The 13,176-nt window shown below is 39.6% G+C and carries 9 protein-coding genes; 2 read left to right on the forward strand and 7 right to left on the reverse strand.

Annotated elements, in window-relative coordinates; translation table 11 throughout:
• Nucleotides 1–63: 63 nt before the first annotated feature.
• The 3 genes from FNN09_RS18650 to tnpA form a co-directional block, all read right to left on the reverse strand.
• Nucleotides 64–531, reverse strand: a complete 468-nt coding sequence (locus tag FNN09_RS18650; protein ID WP_143304002.1) for a hypothetical protein — start codon at nucleotides 529–531, stop codon at nucleotides 64–66.
• Between the two features lie 65 nt (nucleotides 532–596).
• The gene (locus FNN09_RS18655) at nucleotides 597–1,313 is read right to left on the reverse strand and encodes a helix-turn-helix domain-containing protein (protein ID WP_185969064.1); all 717 of its coding nucleotides are present in this window, start codon (nucleotides 1,311–1,313) and stop codon (nucleotides 597–599) included.
• Nucleotides 1,314–2,018: 705 nt separating this feature from the next.
• The gene (gene tnpA, locus FNN09_RS18660; RefSeq protein WP_143304004.1) at nucleotides 2,019–2,459 is read right to left on the reverse strand and encodes an IS200/IS605 family transposase; all 441 of its coding nucleotides are present in this window, start codon (nucleotides 2,457–2,459) and stop codon (nucleotides 2,019–2,021) included.
• A 654-nt stretch (nucleotides 2,460–3,113) separates the two neighbouring features.
• Between tnpA and dinB the strand changes: the two genes are divergently transcribed.
• Nucleotides 3,114–4,340 (forward strand): DNA polymerase IV, encoded by a 1,227-nt coding sequence (gene dinB, locus FNN09_RS18665; protein ID WP_143304005.1) that lies wholly within the window; start codon nucleotides 3,114–3,116, stop codon nucleotides 4,338–4,340.
• Between the two features lie 83 nt (nucleotides 4,341–4,423).
• Nucleotides 4,424–7,396, forward strand: coding sequence for a DNA polymerase III subunit alpha (locus FNN09_RS18670; protein WP_143304006.1), 2,973 nt, complete (start codon nucleotides 4,424–4,426; stop codon nucleotides 7,394–7,396).
• Between the two features lie 87 nt (nucleotides 7,397–7,483).
• On the opposite strand, the gene FNN09_RS18675 is transcribed toward FNN09_RS18670, so the two are convergent.
• The 4 genes from FNN09_RS18675 to FNN09_RS18690 form a co-directional block, all read right to left on the reverse strand.
• Nucleotides 7,484–8,647, reverse strand: a complete 1,164-nt coding sequence (locus FNN09_RS18675; RefSeq protein WP_185969065.1) for a PD40 domain-containing protein — start codon at nucleotides 8,645–8,647, stop codon at nucleotides 7,484–7,486.
• Between the two features lie 175 nt (nucleotides 8,648–8,822).
• Nucleotides 8,823–9,341, reverse strand: coding sequence for a hypothetical protein (locus tag FNN09_RS18680; RefSeq protein WP_143304008.1), 519 nt, complete (start codon nucleotides 9,339–9,341; stop codon nucleotides 8,823–8,825).
• A gap of 229 nt (nucleotides 9,342–9,570) precedes the next feature.
• Nucleotides 9,571–10,290: a hypothetical protein gene (locus tag FNN09_RS18685; RefSeq protein WP_143304009.1), complete on the reverse strand. Its 720-nt coding sequence runs from the start codon at nucleotides 10,288–10,290 to the stop codon at nucleotides 9,571–9,573.
• A gap of 723 nt (nucleotides 10,291–11,013) precedes the next feature.
• The gene (locus FNN09_RS18690) at nucleotides 11,014–13,173 is read right to left on the reverse strand and encodes a S46 family peptidase (RefSeq protein ID WP_143304010.1); all 2,160 of its coding nucleotides are present in this window, start codon (nucleotides 13,171–13,173) and stop codon (nucleotides 11,014–11,016) included.
• Between the last annotated feature and the right edge of the window lie 3 nt (nucleotides 13,174–13,176).

Raw genomic sequence — 13,176 nt, forward strand, 5'->3', positions numbered from 1 at the left:
TAAGAAAAAATAGCTTATGAATGGATTACTTTCTTAGATGAATCAATACGCTTACTGCCAGTATTACTTTTGCACCCTGATGTATTTCTCAATTAGCAGAAGATTTTCATCGCCAAGGCCAAGGTCTTCCAACTCTTCAACTCCTTGTTGTATTAAAGTATCGCCTCGTAACTCTAATTTAAAATGGAAAGAGTGATTCTCCCATTCGCGAGCCGTACAAAAATCCAGATTCTCAGTGTACTCATCGTCTTTAAAAACAACCGTGCCACCTCCAGACATGTAGGCTACTGTAGTGCTATCTTTGCCTTGCGCTAAGTCGTGCAGAAAAAAGGCAAAATGAGTGGGTGTGAGAATCTTAATCATCTCCTGCCCTTCTACCATGTTGGATGTTACAGAATCTTTACTGTGATAATCGGATGACACCAACTGCCATGTTCCAACATACTGCTCAGGAAAAACGGTGGTGCTTTTATGCTCGTCGCAACAAGCATAACACAATCCTATTACAAGGATTAGTAAGGTAAATCTCATAATTGTATTTGTTTTAAGTTTCGAAGCGAAGATAATATTCTTTTCAAAAGCTTAACATCTATACATTATGGATTATCAATATCAAAACCATTATAGGTCTCAAACTTCCATATTTCCACAATATTTTTCACTGATAACTCATAGGGTTTATAAATACGATTAGTCGATACCAACAATAAGGTCTCGCTCTTTTGTAAGAGATTATACACCACTTTAAAAACAATGCCATCCTCGCGTGTAACAATCACACAGGGTGTTCCGTCCTTAATCGTTTTCCAATTTTGAATATACGAACCTGTTACCCAAACACCCTCAGGAATCGGCAACATAGAATCTCCCTTTATTTGGAAACTACGGTAGGTTTTATCGGGTGGTAAAAACGGCAAGGTAAACTTAGGTAGTGCAGAAATAAATTCGGTATCGCCGTAATCAGAAGTATAGCCAGCTTGTGCTTTTACAGGCACCATCTCAATATTCTCTTTTCCATCGCCATCGACCGAAACGGTTAGTAAGCGTAACTTTTGCCCTGTCACATCAATGTCAAAACCTCCCTCAATCTGCGATAACTGAAATTCTGACAAGGCCTCCAACTTGTAACGTACCAAAGCATCAATAGACACTTTAAAGTACTCAGCAAAACGGATAAGTGTTTTAAATGGTGGCTGCACACTCTTTTCGTAACCAGCCAAGGTGGTACGCGTTAATTCAAGGCTTATAGCCAAATCATTTTGCGATAATTTCTTTCGCTTTCGTAAAAATTTAATATTCTCTGCAAAGTACATATTGCTCAATATTATAACTATTTCAAAAATATGTTCAACCCCGTCAGGGTTGATGTTGACATCACCCATACCCCGGATTATCATCCGAGGCTATTCAAGTAAAACCCCATCCGGGGTTAATTTGATAACACTCCTAAAACAAACAGTCTCCAAATACCTTTTATTTCCCAACAGATAATCCCGGAGGGATGCCACTTGAATAACCATGTATGAAATGCATGGCCTCTCAAATAAATCAATCAACCCCAAAGTGGGTTGAACTTTACAAACCCACTGTATATGGTCAAGCTTTAGGATAAGCAAAAAAGCTATCCGTTTCAAAATACCATTCGAGGTTAATTTGACAACACTCTTAAAACAAAGATCCTCCACCTACCTTTTAATCACAACCAGATAATCCCGGAGGGATGCCACTTGAATAACCATGTATGAAATGTATGGTTACTCAAATAAATCAATCAACCCCAAAGTAGGTTGAACCTTACAAACCATCACTATATATAGCCAAGCTTTAGATTAAACTCAAAAGCTATTCGTGTCAAACACCCATTCGAGGTTAATTTGACAACACTCCTAAAACAAAGATCCTCCACCCACCTTTTAATCACTACCAGATAATCCCGGAGGGATGCCACTTGAATAACCATGTATGAAATGCATGGCCTCTCAAATAAATCAATCAACCCCAAAGTGGGTTGAACCACATTAAAACAAGTACTTTTCCTCAAATGCGATTCCATGCTCACTCAGCAAGCTTATATATTCCTCTTTAAAGCTTGCCTCCTGATGGTGTATTTCTTGATTCTTCACGTATTCTATCAAATCATTCTTCGAGCTTACATGATAAGTAAAAGCTCCATAGCCATCCTGCCACCCCGTAAATTGAGGAAATAATTTTTCTTCCACTATAAAATTTGAAGTGGAGAGTTTAATATCCTTAACCAATAACGCAGGTGCCACCATGGGATGAAGGCCAACAACAATATGAACATGATCTTCAACTCCTCCTATACGATATAAATGACAATTCTTTTCTCGTAGAATACCCCAAATATATTTATATAGGCGCTCACGGTTAATTAAGGTCTTTTCTCTTCTTTTGGTGGAGAATACAATCTGATATAATATTTGCGTGTAAGTACTCATAGCTTAAACGATTAGATATATTATATTTCAATTTATTATCTTCATATTAATTATTCAAACCCACCAGGGTTGATGTTCACATCTACCACACTCCGGATTATCATCCGGAGCTATTCAAGTAAAACCCCGTTCGGGGTTAATTTGATAACACTCCTAAAACAAAGATCCTCCACCCACCTTTTAATCACTACCAAATAATCCCGGAGGGATGATACCTAAATAACCATGTATGAAATGCATGGTTTCTCAAGTAAAATGACCAACCCCAAAGTGGGTTGAACCTTACAAACCATCACCTCACAATAACCAAGCTTCAGGTTAACTGCAAAAACTAATCAAGTAAAACCCCATTCGGGGTTAATTTGACAACACTAAAAAACAAATGCCCTTACCCATTTTTACTCCCTACCAAATAATCCCGGAGGGATACTACTTGAATAAGCATGTATGAAATGCATGGCTTCCCAAATAAAATAATCAACCCCAAAGTGGGTTGAACTTTTCATAAAGACAGCTACCAACACTTCGTTATTTTTTCTTCTTATCCCTCAACACGTTCCGTCGTTAGGCTCAAAATTACTCCATTATACACTATACAAAAGTAGTATAAATGACTATATTATAAACAACAAAATGACGAAATTATCGACAACAATGAATAAATCAATATTACATCTGGATTTAGATACCTTTTTTGTGTCGTGTGAACGCCTCATTAATAAAGAATTAATTGGGGTTCCTGTGCTTATTGGCGGCACATCTGACAGAGGTGTGGTAGCTGCCTGCAGTTACGAAGCCCGGGTGTACGGCGTACATTCTGCCATGCCCATGCGCATGGCCCGACAACTATGCCCCCATGCCAAAGTTATTAGAGGCAATAGTCAGGCCTACAGCACATTTTCAAACCAAATAACAGACATCATACGCGAACGCTCACCCCTATTCGAAAAATCATCCATTGATGAGTTTTACGTGGATGTAACAGGCATGGATCGCTACATCAAAACCACTTATCTATGGGCCAAGGAGCTGAGAGAGAAGATTATTAAAGACACCAAACTGCCCATTTCATTCGGCTTATCCACCAGTAAAACAGTGGCTAAAGTTGGTACGGGCGAGGCCAAACCCAACAACCACATACAAATAGAAACGGGTTACGAAAAAGCCTTTCTGGCACCTCTATCCATCAAAAAAATACCCATGGTAGGTAATAAAACCTATCACTTGCTACGGCGCATGGGTATCGAAAAGGTACGTACTGTGCAGGATATGCCTGTGGAATTAATGGAACGTGTATTGGGTAAAAACGGTATTGCCATCTGGAAAAAAGCTCAAGGCATTGATAACACGCCCGTAGTGGCCTGGAGCGAACGTAAGTCCATATCAACAGAACGCACCTTTGAGCAGGATACCACCGATATTTATCGCCTCAAAAGCATACTGCTTGGCATGGCAGAAAGCCTGGCTTATCAGTTACGGAGCAGCAATAAACTCACCTCCTGCGTTTCGGTAAAAGTGCGCTACTCCGATTTTCAAACACATACCAAGCAAAAGCGCATTGCCTATACATCGCTCGACCATACCTTAATAGAGGTTGTGCAGGATTTATTTGAGAAAGCCTACGACCGCCGTGTATTGGTACGCCTGATTGGCGTGCGCTTTAGCAACCTTATTGGTGGCAGCTATCAAATTAAACTATTCGAAGATTCCTTTAAAATGATAAAGCTTTATCAGGCCATGGATAATTTACGAGGCAGATACGGACAAGATGCCGTGAAACGCGCACAAGGCATGCAGGCACGACATGTTAAGCAGATGAACCCGTTTAATGGGCAGGTTGACGGAGAGATAATTCCTCCTAGTCCAAAAATGATAAGGTAGGGTGAGTCCGACGTTCAGAGTACGAAGAACCACAGGTAGACATGCCGCAATAATCAGTTACTTAATACAAACAACAACACAAGATGCTAACAAACTGTCATTCATACTATAGCTTTAAATACGGCACCATATCAACCGAAGACCTGATAAAAGTACTGGTTCACCATGGCTACACCAGCTTTGCACTAACCGATATTAATAACACAGCGGCAAGCATTGACTTTACCCGTCTGGCTGCACAGCATAAGGTACAGCCTGTGGTGGGTGTCGACTTTAGAAACGGCGTACAACAACAATACGTGGCTATCGCACAAAACAACAAAGGCTACCAGGAGATTAACGAATACCTGACACCGCATCTGCACGAGAAGATTGATTTTGACGCACAAGCACCTGCCTTTAAAAATGCTTTTGTTATTTACCCTTTTTCGTATGCCGATGACGAACTTCGAAGCAATGAATTTATTGGCGTATCGCCCGATGACTTAAAGCAACTACCCTTTTCGCACTGGAAAAACAAGCAGGATAAATTAGTAATCAAACACAGCTGTACCTTTCGCAACAAGCACGACTACAACGCCCACCGCCTACTACGCGCCATTGATAAAAACACCCTGTTAAGCAAGCTTCCGCCGGAAGAACAAGCCACTGAAGCAGACACCATCATGCCTCAGGAGGAGTTACTGCAATTGTTTGCTGAATATCCGACCATCATTGAAAACACACAGCAACTGCTGGCCTCGTGCAGCATCGACTTTAATTTTGGCACCAACAAAAACAAGCAAGTATTTACCCAATCAACAGAAGAGGACTTTCAACTATTAAAAAAACGCTGTGAGGAGGGATTGAATTATCGCTTCCCAGAAAAAAGAGAGGAAGTAATACAGCGTATGAACAAGGAGCTGGAGGTAATTCGCGACCTGGGCTTTTGCGCCTACTTCCTACTTACGCTTGATATTATTGATTATGCCCGAAGTGAGAATTTCTACTACATAGGCCGAGGAAGTGGTGCCAATAGTTTAGTGGCCTACCTCCTACGCATTACCAATGTAGACCCCATTGATCTGGATCTGTATTTCGAACGTTTCATTAACCCCTTTCGACAGTCGCCACCCGATTTTGACATTGACTTTTCGTGGACCGACCGCGATGCCGTCACGCGCTATATTTTTGATACCTATGGTTACGACCGCGTGGTTCTGCTGGGTAACTACATCACGTTTAAATATAAATCTGCCATTCGCGAGATAGCCAAGGTATTTGGTGTGCCCGACGATGAGATTGTCACACTACAAAAGAACCCATCAGCTGCCAGCAATAGTAAATACGGCCAATGGGTAATTAAGTACAGTCAGTTTATCGATGGTTTTCCCAGCCATTGCAGCATCCACTCCAGCGGCATTCTCATTTCCGAGGAGCCCATCTCCTGCTACTCCTCTACCGAGCTGCTGCCCAAAGGCTTTCCGTCAACCCAGTTTGATATGTACGTGGCCGAAGATGTGGGCTTGCACAAGTTCGATATCCTCAGCCAACGTGGGCTTAGCAAGATAAAGGACTCGGTGGATATTATACGTGAGAATACTGGTGTTGACATTGACATTGATGACATCGACCATTTTAAGCGCGATGAGCGCATTAAAGAGCTGCTGAAAGTAGGCATGGCCATTGGCTGTTTTTATGTGGAGTCGCCAGCCATGCGTATGCTGCTTACCAAGCTCAAGGCCGATGATTACCTGCGCCTGGTGGCCGCCAGCTCTATTATTCGCCCAGGCGTGGCTAAAAGTGGCATGATGCGTGAGTATATTCTGCGTTTTCAGAACCCTGAGCGACGCGAGCAAGCCAGAAAAGACCTGCCAGAGCTGTACAACATACTAGAAGAGACCTACGGTGTGATGGTGTATCAGGAGGATGTAATTAAGGTGGCCCATTACCTTGCTGGCCTATCACTCGACGAGGCCGATGTACTGCGTCGTGGCATGTCGTGGAAGTTTAGGCAGCGTAATGAATTTTGGAAAGTACGTGAGAAGTTTTTCAACAACTGCCAGCAGAAAGGCTACGCCGAGCAAACCATAGCCGATATATGGCGACAGATTGAAAGCTTTGCCAACTATGCCTTTGCCAAAGGACACTCGGCCAGCTATGCCGTAGAAAGCTATCAGGCTCTGTACCTCAAAGCCTATTATCCACGCGAGTACATGACGGCTACCCTCAATAATGGCGGCGGATTTTACCGTGCCGAACTGTACCTGCACGAAGCACGCATGCACGGCGCTATTATTGAAGCCCCTTGCGTTAACCGCAGCGACTGGCCCTGTACCATTAAGGGCAAACATTTGTTCTTAGGCTTGTTTATGCTCTATGGCCTAGAAAAGAAAAGTGTACAACTCCTGCTCAATGAACGTGGCCTATGTGGCGAGTTTACCAACCTGCCCGATTTTGTAAACCGCGTACCCATCTCTTTGGAACAATTGCTTATTCTCATACGCATTGATGCCTTTCGTTTTACGGGCAAAACAAAAAAGGAATTACTGTGGGATGCGCATCACATATTGGGTCACAGTAAAGTGACCAAACCCGAGCCTACATTATTTCAGGCCAAAGTGCAGGAGTTTGAACTGCCCGACCTGTGGGAGCACGAACTGGAAGATGCATTTGATGAGCTAGAGCTACTGGGCTTTTCGCTAAGCTCTCCGTTTAAACTATTGGAAAAACAGCTGCCCAGCTTGCTCAAATCGGCCGACTTACCACGCTTAATTAATAAAACAGTGGCCATTGTGGGCTACCTCATCACGCGTAAACCCACACGCACCAGCACTGGCGAAAGCATGTCCTTCGGCACTTTTCTGGATATTGATGGCCACTGGCTCGATACCGTTCATTTTGCCCACTCGTTTAAGCGCTATCCGTTTAGAGGGCCTGGCTGCTACCTCATACGTGGCAAGGTAGTGGAGGAATATGGTTTTATATGTGTAGAAGTTAATCAGATGTACCGCTTACACAATCAAAGTCTGGAAGAGAATACGCGATTGCAAAAGCCGCTGGCCATTGGTGGTTAAATATGTAATATGCGTTAGAAAATCAGAGTTAAAGGTGGCTGTGTAGGCTTAGCTGAAAAGTGGTAATGCCGATGTTGAGCACCATAATTATTCCTCCACTATAATACTAACTGTATCTTCAGTCTCATTTGCATACTCATCTACGGCTGTAAATATTAAACTAAATTCCCCAATCACATTTGGGTTCATAGTTAAAGTCATTTTCTCTTTATCAAAATTAACCCAATCCAACTTTTCATTTTTAAGGCTAATTTCCAATTTATCACTATCAATATCCTTAAAGTAATCTGTCGGAATTGATACATTAAACTCCTTTCCAATCTTTATGACCTTTGGTTGAATTGGTTCAAAAACATATGGCTTGAATACATTTTGAGTATTTACCCAATAGATATCAGACTCTGCATATCCTTTGTCATTAAAAATCTGCTTAGTGAAAAATAAAAACCTATTATCTATAGAAACGAATGGTCGCCTTTCCCAATCACTTGTATTGATTTTTGAACCCAATAATTCTGGCTGAATCCAGTTGCCGCTATAATCTCTATAACTAATAAATAAATCAGGTCCATTCTCATTTGTTGCGTACCTACTAAAAATAATATAGCTCTCATTCGCTGAGACAAAAATGCTTTCTTCATCACGAACTGAAGAAATTGAATTTAATCGTTCAGCATCTATGTAATTATTGTTTTCGAGTGAAGAACAATACAAATCAGCTAATCCATTACCATCTCTGTTTGATGAAAAGTAAATTGTATTATTCATACTCATGCAGGCTGTTGACTCTCTCGTTAATGTACTTATTGGACTATCTATTTTCTCAGGCTGCTCCCAAAAACCATTCTGCTTTGTTAACATCCAAATATCGGTAAAACCATTATTTGCATCTGGTCTGCTTTGTGCAAATAGAAGTGATTTGCCACTAGGTGAAAAATATGGTAGAAAAACGCTTTCATTTTCCAGTGGCTCTAACACTTCAGGTTTTGTCCAGCTCCTATCTTCTTTATTGGAATAGTATATAGTACCACTAAAGTCACCTTTGTTGAAAATTCCAAATGCTAATTCTTGTGAATTTGGTGCAAATGAAATCCCATGTTCAAACCGTCCTTTTATTGAAATAACATCTTTTGCAAATATTTCCGGAGTAGTACCAGGTTCTGTTTGTCCAAAATAGTCAATAGTTAAAGTACTTTTATTACAAGCTATCAATCCGAAGATGAATATGAATGGTAAAAATCTTTTAATCATAGCTAGCATTTGTAATGTCGTTTTTTATGGTGCCAAGGTCTCGCTAAAATGGTGTCGTGAGATATTTCAACACTTCCATAATAAACAGAGCCAAAACGTTGGTTGTAAAAGCCTCTACTCTTCTCCAAAGAGTTAATCTCTGCCTGCTTTTGTACAAGTACTTATTTATTACTCATTAATATTTTGGGATTCCATTCTTAAAAACATGTCTTGTTATGGCAATCCATAAAACAATAACCGAAATAAATAACAGGTTTCGAGCCCCTGCTAAATGTAGTCCCTTAAAAATTACACTTGTCCAGAAAAATATATACCAGACTATTTTCAGTCTTTCAACCAACAGGTCATTCTTTGTTATTTTTAGCCTAATTAATTGATCTATTAAAATCATAATTAACCCAACTGAAATTAAAGCATAAGCTAATATAGTCGGAAGATGCATAACAAGAACTCCTGCTCCAGCTATAATCAATAAGTCTCCCAGCCATACCAATTTTCGTTTATGGTTTTCCTTTAGTTTTGTTGTCATTATTAGAAAAGCGATACCTAATAATTGAAGAGCAATATATAAGACATTAAAAAATTTATGAATGAACACACTGTCTGAACCAACTGTCCTTAGGTAAACCCCAATGCCAGAATAAATAACGATAAGAAACAATGATGTGTAAGCTAATATTCTTTTCGAACTCATGTATTACGATATTAAATTATTGACTAGCATTGAGAATATGCGGAGTACAGTATTTCAAAGTACTTCACTATCAAACTGCAACTTTGTTTATTAAATGCTTTATATTCAATTTTTCCAAATCGCCACGCATTAAGAATAGTTATTGGTGAGCACTGTAATTATTCCTCCACTATAACTTCAACCGTATTTTCAGTCTCGCGACTATAAATAACTAATGACACTTCAATACTTAAAAAGCAATTTTTATAATGATATCTCTTCTTTTTTTCCAATCCAAACCTTGTGCTTTCTGTTTAATAAATTGTTCGCTTAAATTCACTTCTAATTGGTGAATAATTGACTTAAAATTAACATACAATTCTGATAAATCAATTTCTTTTTTTTCATAAATCACCGTAGATTTCCGCCCTTTTCTTATGAAGGTTTGAAGCGTAATCTTATGTAATTCATCTATTGGAAGATCACGTTTCTCTATTCTTAATTGCTTTTCCTTAACTGGAATATAAAGGCCACTAAGTGCATAAAACTTATGAAGAAAATTATCTTTCCCAAAATTAATTAACCATGAAACCGTTCCATAAAACGGCATATCATATTCAAGTAAACATTCCTCTACTCTTTCATCCATATGTTGAAAGGTATTTCTCAAAGGAGTTACTTTCGACAATTCTTTAATTAACTCGTGATTATTGTTAGTTGGCAGCAGCTTGTAAAGCTTTATAAATCTTTGAATATTGTCAATAATACTCCAGCAAAAATTGAATGTTGGTATTAAGTTCTTCTTTTTATTACCATGCTTATATGATAATCCTTTAAGTTCTTTATCCAAAGAAGAATAGTTTTCCTCAATCAGTTCTATTGTGAATCTTATGGAGTCAAGGATCAATAAATCTTTCCTTTTTAATCCTACAGGAAGATTATAAAGGGGAGAATCTTCTTTGTTAATCATATATTATTGAATTCAGTTTTTATTTTTCTTGCGGTCATCTCATCCCTAACCCTATCTACAAAACGGTATTTCCACCCTTGTACCTACACATGTATCACTCATTAATGAATTACCGTGTTTTGAATCATCGTTCTGTGGGCATTGTTGGCCAGTTAGTCCCTCTAAAAATAGAATTATTTTATTAAATAAGACCAAAAACGGATGTCATCTCTTTAACACATGCTATAATAGAGATGACATCCGTGTGTTGGCAATTATAGTTAATCACTCAGAGATGAACCAAAACGTCGCAACTAATCAAACAAGATCCCCTTCTCTTCAGCATATTCATGAATTTCTTACAGCATCCATATGGTTTTCTAAAAGCACATTTTTCATTTTTAACTAGTGTTATAGTAATCTTTTAACTAGTGTTAATAATTATTTTTACACTAGTTATAAGATAAAAACATAAGCATACTTCATCATGTTAATGCTTTAGAAAATTTATAAACATACCAATGGAATTGCCAATGTAGCAGTTATGGTTCAATCACACTGGAGGAAGCCTCCTTGATAAAAGCCACTATTGCATGGTGCGATCCTGTAATGAAAAAACGGATGTCATCTCTTTAATGCATATCGCAATAGAGATGACATCCGTGCTCCCTAGTCTGCAAGTCACTATACAACAAAGGCTGCCTCGTGTGAAGCAGCCTCTGTTGTTATAATATCTGATAGTATTTACTCTACAATCGTCATTTCGTCTAATAAATAACCAGCTCCGGCCATTTTATCAACAATGAACAACACATAACGCATGTCTAACGAAATATTACGACACTGCTCCGGGTTGTACATCAAGTCACTCATTACACCTTCCCAGGCACGGTCAAAGTTAATACCAATCAGGTGTCCATCGGCGTTTAATACCGGACTACCCGAGTTACCACCTGTTGTGTGGTTAGTAGCTACAAAACACACAGGTACTGTTCCGTCAACTTCATAACGACCATAATCTTTGGTTTTATACAGCTCTTTCAGCTTAGCTGGCACACGGTAATCATAAATATCTGGATTATCCTTTTCCATAATACCCTCCAAGGTAGTGAAGTGCTTGTACTCAACAGCATCGCGTGCCGTATAACCTTTTACCTGACCGTAAGATACTCGCAAGGTAAAGTTGGCATCCGGATAAAATACTTTGTCGGCTTTAAATTGCATTTGAGCAGCCATGTAGTCTTTATCCAAAGCACTCAACTGAAGCTTAAACTTCTTAAGCTGAGGATATACTTTATCTTTATAAACCGCAGCAAAGCTCTCGTTTAAATGGTAAGCCGGATCTTTTTCCAACTTCTTAAGCGACTTGGCTGAGAACTCATTGATAAATGCCAAAACAGCTGCTTTATCATCAAAAATTGACTTGCCAAACACGTAGTCAACGTACTTAGCCACGTTGCCTTTGTATTTTCCATTAATCGATGCATACACATCTGGTTGGAAAGCGGCATCAATGTTTTCGGCATACATGGTTAAAAGCTTTACCGAAAGCTCCATGTCTATTGGCTCGTAGTAGTTTTTAAAGAAAAGCTCAACACGCTCAGTTAACTTTTCTTTCAACTTTTGTGCTGCTTCCTCATTCAACTCTTTGGCTGTATAAATGTCTTTTAAAGCATTCATCTGATTAGCCAAGTAAGCTATTTCCATGCCGTTCGACGGAATCATTTCGCGGTAGTAACCATACGTTAAGTTGTAGTTCGTATAGTCTTTATAAATGGCTTTATACTTGGTCAACAGATCGGCATACTCAGGCTTCTGCGCCTTGGCCCAAGCCGTAAAATCAGCTTCGTACTGCTGCTTTTTGTTGATGGCATCTAAAATTTCTAAACCACGATTCTCGCCAATCCAACGCTTCCAGCTATTGGAGATACGGGCATTTTTAGCTGCATATTTAATACGTACCGCCGGATCAGCACCCTGGTAGCGGTTCATAATGCCTAACTTCTGCGTACGTACATCAATCAACTTAGGGTTTACCGTTTCGGTTAACATTTCTAAGTGGTACGATGGTACATACTGGTAGGTGCTACCCGGGTAACCAAACACCATGGTAAAATCACCCTCATTAACACCTTTTAATGATACCGGGAAATGCTGTGCTGGCTGATATGGCACATTGTCTTTTGAATAGTCGGCAGGCTCATTATCCTTGTTGGCATAAATACGAAACATAGAGAAATCACCAGTGTGACGGGGCCACATCCAGTTATCGGTATCGCCACCGAATTTACCAATGGCCGATGGAGGAGCTCCAACTAAACGCACGTCGGTAAATACTTCGTTAATAAATAAAAAGTACTGGTTGCCCTGGAAAAATGGCTTTAACACAGCTTTGTAATGCGTGTCTTTAATCGCTTCTTCCTTAATTGCTTTGATGTTGGCATCAATTACTTTTTTACGTTCAGCCGTTTCCATATCATCATTTACGCCTTCCAATACACGCTCAGTCACATCGTCCATGCGCTTTAAAAAGGTTACCGATAAACCTGGATTAACCAACTCTTCGTCCTGCGACATAGCCCAGAAACCATTGGTTAAGTAATCGTTTTCAACAGAGCTATGGTATTGAATTTGACCATAACCACAGTGGTGGTTGGTAACAATTAAGCCCTTATCAGAAATCAGTTCACCAGTACAACCGCGACCAAATATCACGACTGCATCTTTTAAACAAGCCTCGTTAACGCTGTACACATCTTCGGCTGTTAGCTTAAAGCCCAACTCTTGCATGCGCTCAATGTTGTATTTCTTCAACAACATCGGTATCCACATACCCTCATCGGCTTTTGCCAATGGCTGCAATAACAATGCAGCGACTAGTATCAATAATAGTTTCCTATACATATT

This window comes from Carboxylicivirga sp. M1479, assembly GCF_007097485.1.
Lineage (GTDB): Bacteria > Bacteroidota > Bacteroidia > Bacteroidales > Marinilabiliaceae > Carboxylicivirga.

What these genes read in the sequence shown, in the direction of transcription:
- FNN09_RS18650 (WP_143304002.1), bottom strand. Translation starts at nt 531, where the DNA reads ATGAGATTTACCTTACTAATCCTTGTAATAGGATTGTGTTATGCTTGT.
- FNN09_RS18655 (WP_185969064.1), bottom strand. Translation starts at nt 1,313, where the DNA reads ATGTACTTTGCAGAGAATATTAAATTTTTACGAAAGCGAAAGAAATTA.
- tnpA (WP_143304004.1), bottom strand. Translation starts at nt 2,459, where the DNA reads ATGAGTACTTACACGCAAATATTATATCAGATTGTATTCTCCACCAAA.
- dinB (WP_143304005.1), top strand. Translation starts at nt 3,114, where the DNA reads ATGAATAAATCAATATTACATCTGGATTTAGATACCTTTTTTGTGTCG.
- FNN09_RS18670 (WP_143304006.1), top strand. Translation starts at nt 4,424, where the DNA reads ATGCTAACAAACTGTCATTCATACTATAGCTTTAAATACGGCACCATA.
- FNN09_RS18675 (WP_185969065.1), bottom strand. Translation starts at nt 8,647, where the DNA reads ATGATTAAAAGATTTTTACCATTCATATTCATCTTCGGATTGATAGCT.
- FNN09_RS18680 (WP_143304008.1), bottom strand. Translation starts at nt 9,341, where the DNA reads ATGAGTTCGAAAAGAATATTAGCTTACACATCATTGTTTCTTATCGTT.
- FNN09_RS18685 (WP_143304009.1), bottom strand. Translation starts at nt 10,290, where the DNA reads ATGATTAACAAAGAAGATTCTCCCCTTTATAATCTTCCTGTAGGATTA.
- FNN09_RS18690 (WP_143304010.1), bottom strand. Translation starts at nt 13,173, where the DNA reads ATGTATAGGAAACTATTATTGATACTAGTCGCTGCATTGTTATTGCAG.